General features: G+C 67.2%; 11 protein-coding genes. 5 read left to right on the top strand and 6 right to left on the bottom strand.

Going from position 1 to position 15,462, the window contains the following annotated elements; all coding sequences use genetic code 11:
- Nucleotides 1-10 precede the first annotated feature (10 nt).
- Both IB230_RS18320 and IB230_RS18315 read left to right on the top strand, forming a co-directional pair.
- Entirely contained in the window at nucleotides 11-745 is a 735-nt protein-coding gene (locus IB230_RS18320; RefSeq protein ID WP_192274294.1) for a glycosyltransferase family 2 protein, read from the top strand.
- Nucleotides 742-1,098 (top strand): lipid-A-disaccharide synthase N-terminal domain-containing protein, encoded by a 357-nt coding sequence (locus IB230_RS18315; RefSeq protein ID WP_192274293.1) that lies wholly within the window; start codon nucleotides 742-744, stop codon nucleotides 1,096-1,098. Before IB230_RS18320 ends, IB230_RS18315 begins: the two co-directional genes overlap by 4 nt.
- On the opposite strand, the gene IB230_RS18310 is transcribed toward IB230_RS18315, so the two are convergent.
- The 6 genes from IB230_RS18310 to IB230_RS18285 form a co-directional block, all read right to left on the bottom strand.
- A complete protein-coding gene (locus IB230_RS18310) occupies nucleotides 1,099-2,178 on the bottom strand; it encodes a PQQ-dependent sugar dehydrogenase (protein WP_192274453.1) in 1,080 nt (359 codons plus the stop codon). It abuts the gene before it with no gap.
- 243 nt (nucleotides 2,179-2,421) lie between these two features.
- Nucleotides 2,422-3,492 (bottom strand): heparan-alpha-glucosaminide N-acetyltransferase domain-containing protein, encoded by a 1,071-nt coding sequence (locus IB230_RS18305; protein ID WP_192274292.1) that lies wholly within the window; start codon nucleotides 3,490-3,492, stop codon nucleotides 2,422-2,424.
- Nucleotides 3,493-3,502: 10 nt separating this feature from the next.
- Entirely contained in the window at nucleotides 3,503-4,648 is a 1,146-nt protein-coding gene (gene nagA / locus IB230_RS18300; RefSeq protein ID WP_192274291.1) for an N-acetylglucosamine-6-phosphate deacetylase, read from the bottom strand.
- Nucleotides 4,645-5,679 (bottom strand): SIS domain-containing protein, encoded by a 1,035-nt coding sequence (locus tag IB230_RS18295; RefSeq protein WP_192274290.1) that lies wholly within the window; start codon nucleotides 5,677-5,679, stop codon nucleotides 4,645-4,647. The genes nagA and IB230_RS18295 overlap by 4 nt, the downstream gene beginning before the upstream one ends.
- Nucleotides 5,676-6,743: a LacI family DNA-binding transcriptional regulator gene (locus IB230_RS18290; protein WP_062354235.1), complete on the bottom strand. Its 1,068-nt coding sequence runs from the start codon at nucleotides 6,741-6,743 to the stop codon at nucleotides 5,676-5,678. The genes IB230_RS18295 and IB230_RS18290 overlap by 4 nt, the downstream gene beginning before the upstream one ends.
- 11 nt (nucleotides 6,744-6,754) lie before the next feature.
- Nucleotides 6,755-8,074 (bottom strand): sugar MFS transporter, encoded by a 1,320-nt coding sequence (locus tag IB230_RS18285; protein WP_192274289.1) that lies wholly within the window; start codon nucleotides 8,072-8,074, stop codon nucleotides 6,755-6,757.
- Nucleotides 8,075-8,471: 397 nt separating this feature from the next.
- Between IB230_RS18285 and IB230_RS18280 the strand changes: the two genes are divergently transcribed.
- The 3 genes from IB230_RS18280 to IB230_RS18270 all read left to right on the top strand — a co-directional run bounded on the left by IB230_RS18280 (nucleotide 8,472) and on the right by IB230_RS18270 (nucleotide 15,455).
- Nucleotides 8,472-9,485: a glucokinase family protein gene (locus IB230_RS18280; protein WP_192274288.1), complete on the top strand. Its 1,014-nt coding sequence runs from the start codon at nucleotides 8,472-8,474 to the stop codon at nucleotides 9,483-9,485.
- A 141-nt stretch (nucleotides 9,486-9,626) separates the two neighbouring features.
- Nucleotides 9,627-12,350, top strand: a complete 2,724-nt coding sequence (locus IB230_RS18275; RefSeq protein WP_192274287.1) for a TonB-dependent receptor — start codon at nucleotides 9,627-9,629, stop codon at nucleotides 12,348-12,350.
- Between the two features lie 201 nt (nucleotides 12,351-12,551).
- Nucleotides 12,552-15,455 carry a TonB-dependent receptor gene (locus tag IB230_RS18270; RefSeq protein ID WP_192274286.1) on the top strand — a complete coding sequence of 968 codons (2,904 nt, stop codon included), beginning with the start codon at nucleotides 12,552-12,554 and terminating at the stop codon, nucleotides 15,453-15,455.
- Nucleotides 15,456-15,462: the final 7 nt, after the last annotated feature.

The raw sequence follows: 15,462 nt of genomic DNA, 5'->3' as shown, positions 1-15,462 counted from the left end.
ACATGCCGCCATGACGAGCCTCTCCATCGTCATTCCCGTCTTCAACGAGCTCGAGAACATCGGAGCGCTGGTCCACGAAGTGGTGTTCCACCTGCGTGGACGGGTGGCGTTCGACATCGTCTGCGTGGACGACCACTCCGACGACGGCACCCGCGACGTGCTCACCACCCTGAAGGCCGAGGTGCCGGAACTGCGCGTGCTGCTGCACCAGCAGCGCAGCGGCCAGAGCGCGGCCATCCGCACCGGCGTGAAGCACGCGCTGTCGCCCTGGATCGCCACGCTCGACGGCGACGGGCAGAACGACCCCGCCGACCTCCTCAGACTACTGACGGCACGCGCCACCGCCAGTCCGCAGGTCCGTCTGTTCGCCGGCTGGCGCGTGGACCGCAAGGACACCGCGAGCAAGCGCTGGGCCTCGCGCTGGGCCAACCGCATCCGCCAGCGCCTGCTGCACGACGACACGCCAGATACGGGGTGCGGCATCAAACTGTTCGAGCGTGCCGCGTTCCTCGATCTGCCCTACTTCGACCACATGCATCGCTACCTGCCGGCCCTGATGCAGCGTGCCGGCTGGCAGACGGTCAGTGTGCCGGTCTCGCACCGGCCGCGCGGCGCCGGTCAATCCAAGTACACCAACCTCGGCCGCGCGCTGGTCGGCATCCGCGACCTGGTCGGCGTGTCGTGGCTGATCCAGCGCAGCCACGTGACCCCCATCAGCGAGCTCAACCTGGGGCGCAAGCCATGAACGCGATGGACCAGGAGCTGGTGTCGCTGGCGTGGACCGGCCTGCACATGACGCCATGGAAACTGATCGGCCTGACCGGCGCGGCGCTGTTCGGTGCACGCTGGCTGGTGCAATTCGTCGCCTCGCGTCGCGCGCGCCGCCCGGTGATCCCCCGCCTGTTCTGGTACATGAGCCTGTGCGGCAGCCTGATGGCGCTCGGCTACTTCCTGTTCTCGTCGAAGCAGGACGCCGTGGGCGTCCTGCAGAACCTGCTGCCGGCCTTCACCGCGGCCTACAGCCTGCACCTCGACATCCGCCACCGCCGCGAGCAGGCGGCTGCGGCCGCCGACGCGCGCGCGCATCCCGCACGCTGATCAGCTGCGGTTCGGCGTGAGCTTCAACAGGCGTCCGCCGCTGCCATCTTCGAGCAGCCACAGCGCACCGTCCGGCCCCTGCTCGACTTCGCGGATGCGCTTGCCCATCGCGTAGCGCCGCGATTCGCGCGCCTGCGTGCCGTTGAACTCGATCTCGATCAGGGCCTGCGATGCCAGGCCGCCGATGAACCCCTTGCCGCGGAACCACGGGAACAGGTTGCCGGAGTAGATCACGAAGCCGGCCGGCGCGATCACCGGCGTCCACCAGGCTTCGGGCGCATTGAAATCCGGGCGCGTCGAATGGTTGGGGATCGCCGTGCCGTCGTAATGGTTGCCGTTCGAAACCACCGGCCACCCGTAGTTGGTGCCGCGCTCGATCAGGTTCAGTTCGTCACCGCCCGCCGGCCCCATCTCGTGCGTCCACAGGCGCCCGGCATTGTCGAACGCGATCCCGAGCATGTTGCGGTGCCCGAGCGTCCATACCTGCGCGGCGATGCCGCCCTGCGCGGCGAACGGATTGTCGGCCGGCACGCTGCCGTCGTCGTTGAGCCGGATCAGCTTGCCCAGCGCGGACTGCAGGTCCTGCGCCGGCGTCATCGCCTGGCGATCGCTGGAGGTGATCCACAGCTTGCCGTCCGCACCGAACGCGAGGCGGTGTCCGTAATGCGCTTCGCCACTCACCTTGGGCAGCTGACGCCAGATCACCTGCAGGCCCGACAGGCTGCCGCCGTTGCCGCTGGCGTCGAGTTGCAGGGTCGCGCGCGCCACCGCGGCACCACGCGTGCCGCCACTGCCGGTTTCGGCATAACTGAGGTAGACCAATCGGTTGTCGGCGAAACGGGGATGCAGCAGTACGTCGCCGAGCCCGCCCTGCCCACCGTAGGCGACAGCCGGCACGCCGATGACCTCGCCGACCTGTCCCGTGGCGACGTTGGCCAACCGCAACTTGCCGGATTTCTCCGTCACCAGCAGGCGCCCATCGGGCAGGAAGGTCATTGCCCACGGTTCGTTGAACGTGGCGACCGGCGTGCTGGTGAACGGCGGGTCGGGCACGGCACGTGCGCGCGAGAGGCCAGCCATCACCCGTCCGGTATCCGGCGCGGCCGGAGGGGGCGACACGGCGACCGACGTCGGGCGCGCCACGGAGGCAGGCCGGGAGGCCACCACCGCTGTCACCCCCTCTTCGTCCACGGTCGTACGCTGGCACGCGGACAGGCACAGACAGCAGGCGAGCAGCAGCGGCATCTTCATGCAGGACATCCAGCGGGTGACTGGCTGCCGTTATACGCCATCGGGGCGGACGGCGGCGTTAGCAACGTTGCGTCAGACCTTGAGGTACCAGCGGCGGCGATCCATCTCCCGGACGACCCCCCACCACACCGCGACGAACGCCAGCGCGAAGGCCAGCGAGGGCACCTGCGGACCGAACCGCGGCGTCATCCATCCGGCGAAGCCCTGCTGGTACAGCGGCCCCATCCAGCCGAGACCCAGCAGCAGGTAGGTCATCAGCGCCGCGCCGACATAGGCGGCGATCGCGTTCACGCCGAAGCGCCGCCCGACGGCCGGCCACCCCAGCCGATCCACCAGCCCGTGCGCCGCCACCAGCGCGAGCATCGCGCATCCCGCCGTGAACATCGCATATGACGACGTCCACAACGCCTTGTTCAACGGGAACACCAGCGACCACGCCAGCCCCAGCAGGATCAGGGCGATGCCGACGCCACCGATCGTCGCTGTCGCACCTCTGCGCAGCCAGGCGCCCGCGCGCAGGCCGAACAGCACCGTCGCCACCGCGGGCAGCGTGCTCAGCAACCCCTCGGGATCCTGGCCCCGCATCAATGCCGAATCCCACTGGTACAGCCACGGGCCGAACAGCGCCGTGTCCACGCGCGCCGCGAGGTTCGTGAACGGGTCGTAGCCCCAGGGCGCCATCAGCGCCCAGTAGCCCAGCAGCAACGCGACGATCAGTGCGCACTGCGCGCGCGGCTTCAGGTACAGCGCGAGCAGGCCCGCGACGGCGAAGCACAGCCCGATCCGCTGCAGCACCCCCCAGGGCCGGAACGATGGCCGGTCCAGCAGCAGATACGCCAGCAGATGCAGCGCCAGGCCGAGCGCGACGATCTTCGCGGCGCGCCACAGCACCGCGCGTACCAGCACCGGCCGGGCCACGCCCGCTTCAGCGCGCGGCACCACACCCAGCGCGATCGACACGCCGACGATGAAAAGGAAGAAGGGAAACACCAGGTCGGTCGGGGTGACGCCATGCCATTCCGCATGCAGCAGCGGCGCATACACGTGCGACCAGTCGCCCGGTGTATTGACCAGCAGCATCGCGGCGACCGTCAGGCCGCGCAGCGCGTCGACGGACGCGAACCGGGCCGGTGCGACGCTCATGCGGCGAACGTCACTCGCCACCGATCCAGGTGCCGACCACCTGCAGGTCGGCATCCAGCGCGACCAGGTCGGCGCGCCAGCCCGGCGCGATGCGTCCGTGGGTATCGCCCAGCCCCAGGAAATCGGCCGGATACGTCGACGCCATGCGCGCCGCCTCGTCCAGGGGCAGGCCCAGCAGGCGCACGCTGTTGCGCACGGCGGTGGCCATGTCCAGCGCGGAGCCGGCCAGCGAACCGGCGGCATTGCGCACCACGCCATCCACGGCCGTGATGGTCTCGCCATAGAGATCGAAGGCAGGATCGTCGGACCCCACCATCGGCATCGCGTCCGTCACCAGGAACACCTTGCCGCGCGGCTTGGCCGCCAGCGCCACGCGCAGGCTGGCCGGATGCACGTGCACGCCGTCGACGATCACCCCGCACCAGCAGCCATCGTCTTCCAGCGCGGCGCCGACCGCGCCGGGTTCGCGCCCCTGCAGTGGCGACATCGCGTTGTACAGATGGGTGAAGCCGGACACGCCGGCTTCGATGCCGTCGCGGATCTGTTCGTACGTCGCGGCGGTATGACCCGCCACCACAATCGCGCCGCGATCCACCATCGCCCGGATGGTATCGGCGGGCACCTGCTCCGGCGCCAGCGTCAGCAGCGTCACGCCATTGTCAAGCGAGGTCGCCATCGCCACTTCACCGTCGTCCGGCACGCGGAACTTCGCCGCGTTGTGCGTTCCCTTGCGCGCCGGCGCGATGTACGGGCCCTCCAGGTGGATGCCGAGCACGCCCGGTACCGCGGCCTCGATGGCGGCGCGCGTCGCCTCGACCGCACGCGCCATCACCTCGGCATCGTCGCTGATCAGCGTCGGCAACAGACCGGTGGTACCGAAGCGTCGATGCGCCTCCGCGATGGTGCGGATCGCATCGACGCTCGTATCGTTGTTGAACAGCGATCCGCCGCCGCCATTGACCTGTGCATCGATGAAGCCGGGCACGAGCGAAGCGCCCTGCAGATCCTGCCGGGTGGCATCGGCGGGCAGTGCTTCGACAGCGACCAGGTCGACGATGAGGCCGCCCTGCATCAGCACGGCGAGCCCCTCGACGAAGCCGTCGGGCGTCAGTACACGGGCATTGCAGAGCGCGGTGGCGGGACGCAGTGCGTTCATACCGTTTCGGTGACCTTGTTGAGGTGCGGCGGCACGTCGGGATTGTGTCCGCGGCGCAATGCCAGCGCATTGATCGCGCGGTAGAAACTCTGGATGGTCAGCAGCGGCGCGCAGGCGGGATGCGGCGCTTCCACCAGCGGCAGGTCGCCCTGGCGCGAGGCGACCCACACCTGCGCGCCGCGGCCGCGAAACTCCTGCGCCAGCGCCAGCGTGCCGGCTTCGGTTTCGTCCGGCTGCGCGAAGCACAGCACCGGGAAGCCGGGGCCGACCAGCGCCATGGGGCCGTGCTTCACCTCGGCCGAGCTGTAGGCCTCGGCATGCAGGCCGCAGGTTTCCTTGAACTTGAGCGCGGCTTCCTGTGCGGCGGCCAGGCCGAGGCCACGGCCGAGCACGAACAGGTTGTGCGCGCCGACCAGTCCGTCGGTGAGCGGCGACCAGTCGGCCTGCCAGGCGCGCCGCAGCGCGTCGGGCAAGGCGAGCGCGGCATCGTGCAGCGGCGCCCCGTCCTTCCAGTACGCGGCCAGTTGCAGGATCGCGGCCAGCGAACCGAGATAGCTCTTGGTCGCCGCCACGCTGCGCTCCGGCCCGGCATGCATCGGCAGTACCGTGTCCGCCAGCTGGGCCAGCGGCGAATCGGCCACATTGACGATGGCGACGACGCGCGCGCCGGCCTCCTTCGCGGCGGTCGCGTTGCGCAGCAGGTCGGGACTCTTGCCCGACTGCGAGATCACCACGTAGAGCGCGCCCTCCAGCCGTTGCCTGGCTTCATAGACCGAACCGACCGACGGCGAGGCGGAAGCCGTCACCACGCCGAGCTGCGTCTCGAACAGGTATTTCGCATAGGTGGCGGCGTGATCGGAACTGCCGCGCGCGCAGGTGACGACGAAGGGCGGCGGGGTGCGACGGAGATCGGCAGCCAGCGCTTTCACCGTGTCGGCGTTGCGCGCGTACTGGTCGGCGATGATGGTCGAGGCCTGTGCGGCCTCCTGATGCATCAGCGTGTCGGCGGGAGTGGGAAGCGATGTCGTCATGTCGAAGGCGATTCAGGTCGTTCCGCGCGCGGGCGGACCGGTGCGGTGGAACCGCGCACGACCAGTTGCGGCACGAAGCCCTGGTTGTGCACGGGCGTGGGGTTGTCGTCGTAAGCGTCGGTGCGCAGCCCGGCGATCAGCAGGCGCGCGGCCTGCTTGGCGATGTCCTGCGTCGCCTGCTTGGCGGTGGTCAGCGGCGGCCACGACTGCTTGGAGAACGGGCTGTCCTCGAAGCCCGCGATGGACAGGTCGTAGGGCACGTTCATGCCGGCCGACTTGGCGGCCGCCAGGACACCGGCCGCGATCTCATCGTTGGAGCCGAAGATCGCCGTCGGCGGCTCGCGCAACGCCAGCAGGCGGCGCGCGCCGCGGAAGCCATCGTCGAACGTATAGTCGCCCGGCACCACCAGGTGCTTGTCGAGCGTGATGCCGTAGTCCTTCAGCGCCTTCTCGTAACCCGCGTAGCGCTCGGTACTGGACCGGTGCGCCAGTCCGCCCCACAGGAAGCCGATGCGCTGGTGGCCCAGCTGGATCAGGTGCTCGGTGATCTCGTAGGCGGCGTCGCGGTCGTCGACGTAGACGCAGGGCAGGCCATCCTCGGGGTCCTCGGTGGCCGCGATAATGCGCACCAGCTTCACGCCGCGTGCGGCGAGTGCCGTGACCAGATCGGCGCGCTCCGACATCGGCGCGGTCAGCACCAGGCCCGCCAGGCGCGAGCGCTGCACGAACTCCACCAGCTCCTCCGCCAGCAGCGGCGAGGTGGAGTCGACGGGATGGATCTGCAGGCCGAAGCCGGTCTCCTTGCACGCCGCCAGCACACCGTTCTGCACGCCGATGATGTGGTACGGGTTCGGGTTGTCGTACACCAGTCCGATCACGAACGGCGTGCCGCTGCGCAAGTTGCGCGCGGACTGGTCGGGCTCGTAGTCCAGTTCGGCGATCGCGTGCAGCACGCGCGCACGCGTGCCCTGCAGCACCGACGGTTCGTTGTTGATGACCCGGGACACGGTCTTCAGCGAGACCTTCGCGCGTTCGGCGACGTCCTTGATGGTGGGTCGGCGCATGGGCGTTTCCGTCATGGAGGCGAGTCCGCCATGATGCCGCGTTCCGGGACGGCCGTCGCCGCCCGTTTCGCGCTACCCACCCGATGCCCGGCGAGCGCGTAGTAGAGGATGTACAGGTAGGCGGGAATGGCCAGGCCGGCAAACACCCGCTGGAAGTCGTAGTGCTGCTTCAGCACCGCGAACGCCTGCGGCAGGATGGCGCCACCTGCGATGCCCATGATCAGCAGCGCCGAACCCATCTCGGTATGCCGGCCCAGCCCCTTGATCGCCAGCGGGAAGATCGCCGGCCACATCATCGCGTTGGCGAAGCCCAGCGCCGCCACGAAACCGACCGACACATAGCCGTGCGTCAGCAACGCGCCCAACGCGAACAGCACGCCGAGCGTGGCGGAGATGGCGAGGTAGCGTTCCTGCGACACGACACGCGGAATCAACGCCAGGCCGACCAGGTATCCCGCCAGCATCGCGAACAGCGTGTAGGTGGTGAACAGCTTGGTCTGGTCCAGTGGCAGACCGAAGCCCCTTCCGTACGTTCCGATCGCATCACCCGCCAGCACCTCCACGCCCACGTAGAGGAACAGGCACAGCACGCCAAGCCAGAGGTGCGGGAATCGCGACAGGCCGCGCTCGTCACCGGCCGCCTCCGACACGGCTACCGCGTTGACCTCCGACGGCTTCACCTCCGGCAGCGGCGAGAACAGGATGCCGACGGCGACCACCACCAGGACGCCCGCCATCACCAAGTAGGGCAGGTGGATCTTCGCCGCGAACGCATCGAGCAGCGCCGCCTTGCCGGCCGCATCCGCCGCTTCGACCTGCGCGGCCAGGTCGCCCACGCCATGCAGCACCAGCGTGCCGAGCACGAGCGGCGCCAGCATGCCGGCGACCTTGTTGCAGATGCCCATCAGCGCGATGCGCTGGGCGGCGCTTTCGATGGGGCCGAGGATGCTGACGTAGGGGTTCACCGCCGTCTGCAGCAGTGCCAGGCCACCGCCGATCACGAACAGGCCGGACAGTGCGCCGGGATACCAGCGTTGGGTGGAGAACTCGCCGAACATCGCGGCGCCGACCGCCATCACGAACAGGCTGGCCGCCAGACCCTTCTTCATGCCGGTGCGTTTGAGCAGCGCCGCCGCGGGCAGCGCCAGGAAGAAGTACGACAGGTAGAACACCATCAGCACGAGGAAGGCGTTCACCTCGTCCAGATCGAAGGCGAGTTGCACGAACGTGATCAGCGGCCCGTTGATCCAGGTGAAGAAGCCGATGATGAAGAACAGCACGCCGACGATGGCGAGCGAGCGGAGCGGGCCGGAACCGGCTGCGGTGGTCATGGAATCCCCTTGGACTGGCGATGCCTGGCGCCAGAGCGTCGGGCATCGGGAACAACGTTGTCAAAGCCAATCGGTGGAATCGGGAAATACCGCCGATGTCGCCGCGCCGAGACCATCAATGTGATGGCAGCGGCGTCGTGCACTGCAGCATCAAGTCCCGCAGGACTTGCCCGAAATCCCCCTTCCAATTCAACAATTAACGCCATTCCTGGATGCAATGATTCGCTGAATACGGAGATTGTTTCCGTTTCGCGATGCTTCCGTGCCAGCAAGGCGGCTATTTCATGACAGAGCCTTGACAACGTTGTCAAACACTTTCCACACTCCGGCCACATCGGGATGCATGCGTCCCGGCCGCGAACATGTGGGGAGACGTGTGGTCGCCATAGCCAATCCAATGCCGACGGATGCCATCAGCGGGGCGCACGACGCCTTCATCGCGGCGGATGTCGGCGGCACGCACGTCCGGATCGGCCTCGTCCGCGGCAGCCGCGATCCGGGCGAACCGGTCAGCGTGCTGGAGTACCGCAAGTACGCCTGTGCCGAGCACGCCGGCCTGGGCGACATCGTCGCCGACTTCATCGCCGGGCTTGGCGCAACGCGGGTGGGGCGTGCGGTCATCGCCAGCGCCGGCTACGCGCTTGAAGACGGCACCGTCATCACCAACAACCTGCCCTGGCGCCTGTCCCCGGCCGGGCTGCGCGCGCAACTGGGCTTCGACGACGTCCGCCTGGTCAACGATTTCGAAGCGGTGGCGCACGCCGCCGCGCAGATGGACGCCAGCGAGGTACTGCAGCTGACCGGGCCAGCCATCGCGCCGAAGCACGGCCCTACGCTGATCCTGGGCCCGGGCACCGGTCTCGGCGCCGCCGTCTGGATCCCTGCCGGCAAGCGCGCCGTCGTGCTCGCCACCGAAGCAGGCCAGGCCGCGCTGACCGCCGGCAACGCGCTGGAAATGTCGCTGCTGGAAGAGATGCTGAAGACCCGCACGCACGTGCCGGTCGAACAGGCGCTGTCGGGCCCCGGACTGATGAATCTCCACGCCGCGCTCCGCGCCGTGCGTGGCGCACCGCCCTCGCCCTACACCCACCCGGGCCAGATCACGGCGGCCGCGCAGTCGGGCGAGGACGCGCTGGCGCGCGAAAGCCTCGACGTGTTCTGCGGACTGCTGGGCAGCGTGGTCGGCGACATGGCGCTGCTGTACGGCGTGCAGGGCGGCGTGTACCTCGCCGGCGGCATCCTGCCGAAGATCCGCGATGTCCTGATCGGCAGCAGCTTCGTGCCTCGCTTCCTCAACAAGGGATCGATGCGCGAGGCGCTGGAACGCATTCCCGTGAAAGTCGTGGAGCACGGGCAGTTGGGTGTGATCGGTGCGGCCCGGTGGTACCTGGAACATCAACAAGACGAGTGAGAAGAGGGCGCCGGCACAGGCGCATGCGGTAGCGGCGAAGCCGGGGCTGGCGCGCCGTCGATGATGGGAAAACGCAAGACCAGGCACGGCGGAACAGCGCAAGCGATGGCTGCCGACACTCAAGCAGATCGGAGAGACACCATGAAGTACCGTAGATCCATTCTCTCGGCCACCATCGTGACCTGCCTCGGCATGGCTGTGCATGCGAAGGCGCAGGACGCCGCCGCGACCCCTGACGCGACCGAACTCGACACCATCGTCGTCACCGGCATCCGCGGCAGCATCGAAAAAGCACTCGACGCCAAGCGCGACGCCGCCACGCACGTCGAAGTCGTCACCGCCGAGGACGTCGGCAAGCTGCCCGCCAAGAACGTGGCCGACACGCTGCGCCAGCTGCCGGGCGTCAACATCGCCTCCTCGAGCGCCAGCGAAGGCGGCTTCGACGAAGCAGACCGGGTCAGCCTGCGCGGCACCAATCCCAGCCTCACCCAGACCCTGGTCAATGGCCACACCATCGGTACCGGCGACTGGTTCGTGCTCAGCCAGGTCGCCAACGTGGGTCGTAGCGTGAGCTATTCGCTGTACCCCTCCGAGATCGTGGACCGCGTGGTCGTGCACAAGACCTCCGAGGCGAAGCTGGTCGAAGGCGGTACCGCAGGCTCGGTGAACATCATCACCCGACGCCCCCTGCAGTTCGCCGATCCGCTCACCATCCAGGGCTCGATCGGCGCCGTGCACTCCGACCTGCCCGGCGACACCAAGCCGCAGCTCGATGCGCTGCTCAACTGGCGCAACGAAGAGCGCACCGCAGGCTTCATGGTGCAGGTATTCAACGAGGAGCGCAGCCTGCGCCGCGACGGACAGGAAGTGGTGGGCGGCTACGGCGCGATCGCGGAATTCCTGGCCGACGGCGTCACCCGGACGCCCGTTGCGATAAGCAACCCGGATCTGGTCGGTGTGCTGTATCCCAACCTGATCGGTGCCGCCTACTTCGAGCAAGTACGCAAGCGCAAGGGCGGCGTGGCCAACATCGAGGCCAAGGTCACCGACAACCTGACCCTGAACGTCAATGCGTTCTACTCGAAGCTGGAAGCGGACAACTACAACCGCAACTACATGATGTGGGCCAGCCAGTTCATCAATGCACGGGCACCCAGCAGCTACACGATCGCGAACGGCGTGCTGACCAGCGCCACCTACGCGCCGGTCACCGGCGGCGAGACCGTCACGCCCTACGGCGTGTACGACATGATCTCCCGTCCCGGCGCAGTCTCCACCTCCAAGTACATCGCGCTGGACGCAGAGTGGAATGCCAGCGATGCGCTGAAGTTCGTGTTCCAGTTCGGCACCACCAAGGGCTCGGGCTCCAGTCCGACCCAGGACGTGCTGGAAACCGGTCTGGCGGGCAATGCCGGCGCCAGCTGGAGCATGAATGGCGTGGGCAGCCCCATCGACTGGTCGCTGGGCGGTACCAATACCGCCGCGAACCACCTGCCCCAGAGCGGCTGGATCTTCGGCGACCAGGGCATCGACGTGCTCGACAAGGAAGACTGGGGCTCCGTCGACGGCCAGTTCTTCTTCGACAACAGCGTGCTGTCCTCGCTGGATTTCGGCTACCGCCGTGCAAGCCACGAGCGCAGCAACGACATGTCCATCGGACAAGGCCCGAACTGGGCGAGCGACTGGCAGAACATCGCCGCCTACCCGGGCGCGGGCGGCACGTATCCCGGTGATTTCGGCGTCGGTGGCAACGTGCCGACCGGCATCTGGTACTACACGCCGGCACAGCTGGCGGAGATCAACGCGCGATTCGCCAATCGCGCCAATCCGGGCCGGTTCAACTTCAGCAATGTCTACGGCGTGGAGGAAGACATCGATGCGCTGTATGCCCAGCTGAACTTCCGCGGCGACCGCTGGAGCGGCAACGCCGGCCTGCGCTACGTGCGCACAGCCACGGAGATTCTGTACAACCAGTCCGTCAATCCAAACGTACCCGGCGCCATCACCGGCTCGGACTTCGGCGCCTACCTGCCGGTTCTGGTCGACAACGACTACAACGAACTGTTGCCGAGCGTGAACTTCCGCTTCGACGTGACCGATACTCTTGTCGCGCGCGCATCGGCGAGCAAGACCATGACGCGCCCGGATTTCTCGGCCTTGGCCGGCGCGCTCACCCTGAACGATCTGACGCACGAAGGCAGCGGCGGCAACCCGAACCTCGAACCTCTCGTGTCGACGAACTTCGACGCGTCGCTGGAATGGTACTTCGCTCCTCGCGCGCTGCTGGCAGCCAGCATCTTCTCGATGGATCTGGACGGTTACGTCGACTTCGGCAACACCGTCATCCAGTACAAGGACCAGCAGGCAAGCATTGATGCCGGCACGGACGTCTACGCTGACTATCTGGTTTCGGTTCCGGTCAACTCGAATGGCAAGGTCAAGGGCTTCGAGCTGACGTACGAGCAGCCGATCGGCGAGAACTTCGGCATCAACGCCAACTACACCTATGTGGATGGCGAGGCCGACGGCGGCAAGCCGCTCAACGGCACGTCCGAGAACACGTACAACCTGTCGGCCTGGTACGAGAACTCGCGCTTCAATGCCCGCGTGAACTACAGCTACCGCAGCTCGTTCTACGCCGGCGTCAGTCGCGCGGACAACTTCTACCAGGACGACTTCGCCACGGTGTCGGCCTCACTGGGCTTCAAGGCCACCGACTGGCTGACGATCAGTCTGGACGGCCTGAACCTCAACAATCCGAAGCTGAAGTACTACACCGAGAACGACGCCGTGCCCGGCTACCTGCCGCACGCGTTCTACACCAATGGCCGTCAGTACTACCTGAACTTCCGCTTCAAGTTCTGATGCGGGTCAAGCGCCGGCAGGCCCCCTCGCCTGCCGGCGTGTTTTGGTTGTTACCGGTGCCCCCGCGCCGGCAAGGGAGAAAGACCAGGGGAGCGCCGGAACAGGCGCATCACGGGCAGGGCGTGGGGACGCCACCCGGTACATCGCAGGCGGCCGCAGGATCGGGCCGCATATTCTTCGCGCAATGATGGGAGAGACATCATGAAGCATCGCAAGACCGTTCTATCCGCCGCCATCGTGACGTGCCTGGGCTTCGCGGCCCATGCGCAGGCACAGGAAGCGGCAGCACCTGCTGCACCGAACACCGCAGAGGCGTCCGAACTCGACCGCGTGGTCGTCGTGGGCATCCGCGGAAGCCTCAAGCAGGCGATCGACACCAAGCGCGATGCGGACGCGATCATCGACGTCGTCACCGCGGAGGACGTGGGCAAGTTCCCGGCCACCAACGTGGCGGAAGCGATCACCATCATCCCGGGCGTGACCATCGACAAGGCCTTCGGCCAGGGCGAAAAGGTCAGCATCCTCGGCACCGATCCGGCGCTGAACCGCACGCTGCTCAATGGCCAGACGGTCGCTTCGGCGGACTGGTTCATCACCGACCAGCCGGGTCGTACGTTCAACTATTCGCTGCTGGCACCGCAGCTGGTCAGCAAGGTCGAGGTCTACAAGTCGCCGGAAGCGTGGCTGGACGAAGGCTCGATCGGCGGCACGGTGAACATCTCCACGCGCAAGCCGCTGGACCTGGAGCGCACCACCCTGTCCGGTTCGGTGGGCTACCTCTACAACGACCGCATCGAGAGCGGTGACCCGACGATCTCGGCCTTGTTCGGCTGGAAGAACGAAGCCAGCACCTTCGGCGTGGTGGTGTCGGCACAGCGCTCGGACGAGAGCATCCGTCGCGACGGCATCGAGTCCTACGGCACCGTGACCGGCGACCACTACATCAACAGCCGCGACGGCGCACCGAACTCGATCACCAGCACCAGCGATGACTGGTCCACCGGCTCGCCCGTCGTCATGCCGCCGAGCTGCGTGGGTGCCTGCCGCGACACGCTGCTGGCCAACCCCGACGCCGTGGCGCCGAACTCGATCAGCGCGCACTACTTCGAACAGCAGCGCGAGCGCGACACGCTGTCGGTGTCCCTGCAGTTCAAGCCGCACGAAAAGCTGGACATCGAGTTCAACGCACTGGACGTGAAGGCCGGCTACGACAACATCAGCCACTCCATGTTCGCCTTCAACGGCAACACGTGGAATTCGCTGGGCAACATGACCGGCCTGACCGTCGATGGTGGCGTGATCACGCAGGCGTCGTTCCGCAATGCGCTGACGGTCTACGACCTGATCAACCGCCAGGCCACGGTCGACACCGATTCCTACGACGTGAAGCTCACCTGGAAGGACGAAGGCTGGTTCGCCTCGGCCCATGCCGGCACCTCCAAGGCCAGCGGCGGCACCGGCCGCCAGGTGTTCGGCGAGTTCCTCAACAAGGCCAACTACAGCTACGACCTGACCGGCAAGGTGCCCACCCTGACTTTCCAGGGCTACCAGACCGACGCCATCCAGGACGTGGCCAGGCACTTCGCGCCGGCCCACCCCGGCAGCCCGTTCAACGATCCGAGCGCCTACAGCTTCGATCGCGGCGAACCCTGCAATCAGTTCTCCTGGGGCTGCGGCTGGCACGCCGATCCGGCCACCGCCGAGAACTGGCGCCCCGGCTGGGGCGGCAACATCGTCACCAAGCCGACCCGCGACGAAGAGAAGTACGCCCAGGCCGATTTCGGCATCCTGCTCGACTCGCCCATCTACCAGCTGCGGTTCGGCGTGAAGCGCCGCGAGCACGAGACCGGGCAGTCGATGGCCGGCGTGACGCTGGCGTCGATCAAGGGCTATGGCGACGTCAGCGCGGACCAGTTCGCGCCGCGCTCGCTGCCCAGCAACTACCTGAGCGGTTTCGGCAACGTCGGCGACCTCAACAGCCGCTTCACGATCGACGGCTGGGCACTGGCCGACTACATCCTCAGTGGCGACTGGCTGGCCCCGTGGCAGACCATGCCGGCACCGAGCACCTTCTACGATCCCTCGTTCGTGGCCAACACCTGGACCGTGACCGAAGATGTGACGGCAGCCTACGTGCAGGCCGATTTCAGCGCCGACCGCCTGCGCGGCAACGTCGGCGTGCGCCTGGTCCGCACCGAGTCTGACAGCACCAGCTGGCAGTGCATCGGCCAGCCCAGCTGCGTCGCCAACGCCGACAACAACTTCGTCCACAGCTACCAGCTGACCACCACGTCCAAGAAGTACAACGACGTGCTGCCGAACGTGAACCTGGTCTATGACCTGACCGACAGCGTGGTGCTGCGCGGCGCGGCGTCCAAGGTGATCTCGCGCCCCAACTACGGCGACATGTCCACCTACCTGTGGCTGGGCGACCAGACCCGCACGGGCGGCGGCGGCAACCCGGACCTGGACCCGTACGAGTCCACCAACCTGGACTTCTCGGCGGAATGGTACTTCGCCGAAGGCGGCATCCTGGCGGGCACGCTGTTCCACAAGAAGGTGGACAACTACATCCTGGTCAGCACGCAAAAGGAACAGCACTTCAACCAGGCCGAGCAGGAAGTCACCGAGTACGACGTCTCGCGTCCGAACAATGCCGGCAGCGCCACCATCAAGGGCTTCTCGGCCGCGTACCAGCAGACCTTCGGCCCCGGCTTCGGCCTGTTGGCCAACTGGACCTACGCCGAGGCCGAGGCCGACAACGGCGCCCAGCTGCCGTACAACTCCAAGAACCAGCTGAACCTCAGCCCGTTCTACGAGAGCGACCGCTTCAGCGCCCGCGTGACCTACTCGTGGCGCTCGAAGTACTACACCAACGTCGACCGCGGCAATTACCTGGTCACCGACGACTACGACTCGCTCGACGCCAATCTGAACTTCAGGCTCACCGACAACCTGAGCCTGGGATTGGACGGCATGAACCTGCTGGACAGCGAGTACCGCTCTTACGCCGAGGTGCCGGGCGTGGCCAACACCGAGAAGCTGGTGCGCGGCCTGTACCGCACGGGCCGCCGCTACATGGCAACGCTGCGCTTCCAGTTCTGATCTCTCC

Origin of the sequence: Pseudoxanthomonas sp. PXM01, assembly GCF_014851815.1 — a bacterium.
GTDB lineage: Bacteria > Pseudomonadota > Gammaproteobacteria > Xanthomonadales > Xanthomonadaceae > Pseudoxanthomonas_A.
The sequence above is the reverse complement of the archived record's forward strand: the minus strand, read 5'-3'. Positions and strand labels throughout refer to the sequence as shown.

Bases quoted from the DNA above. Each gene is read 5' to 3' on its own strand.
- IB230_RS18320 (WP_192274294.1), top strand. From the start codon at position 11: ATGACGAGCCTCTCCATCGTCATTCCCGTCTTCAACGAGCTCGAGAAC.
- IB230_RS18315 (WP_192274293.1), top strand. From the start codon at position 742: ATGAACGCGATGGACCAGGAGCTGGTGTCGCTGGCGTGGACCGGCCTG.
- IB230_RS18310 (WP_192274453.1), bottom strand. From the start codon at position 2,178: ATGGCTGGCCTCTCGCGCGCACGTGCCGTGCCCGACCCGCCGTTCACC.
- IB230_RS18305 (WP_192274292.1), bottom strand. From the start codon at position 3,492: ATGAGCGTCGCACCGGCCCGGTTCGCGTCCGTCGACGCGCTGCGCGGC.
- nagA (WP_192274291.1), bottom strand. From the start codon at position 4,648: ATGAACGCACTGCGTCCCGCCACCGCGCTCTGCAATGCCCGTGTACTG.
- IB230_RS18295 (WP_192274290.1), bottom strand. From the start codon at position 5,679: ATGACGACATCGCTTCCCACTCCCGCCGACACGCTGATGCATCAGGAG.
- IB230_RS18290 (WP_062354235.1), bottom strand. From the start codon at position 6,743: ATGCGCCGACCCACCATCAAGGACGTCGCCGAACGCGCGAAGGTCTCG.
- IB230_RS18285 (WP_192274289.1), bottom strand. From the start codon at position 8,074: ATGACCACCGCAGCCGGTTCCGGCCCGCTCCGCTCGCTCGCCATCGTC.
- IB230_RS18280 (WP_192274288.1), top strand. From the start codon at position 8,472: ATGCCGACGGATGCCATCAGCGGGGCGCACGACGCCTTCATCGCGGCG.
- IB230_RS18275 (WP_192274287.1), top strand. From the start codon at position 9,627: ATGAAGTACCGTAGATCCATTCTCTCGGCCACCATCGTGACCTGCCTC.
- IB230_RS18270 (WP_192274286.1), top strand. From the start codon at position 12,552: ATGAAGCATCGCAAGACCGTTCTATCCGCCGCCATCGTGACGTGCCTG.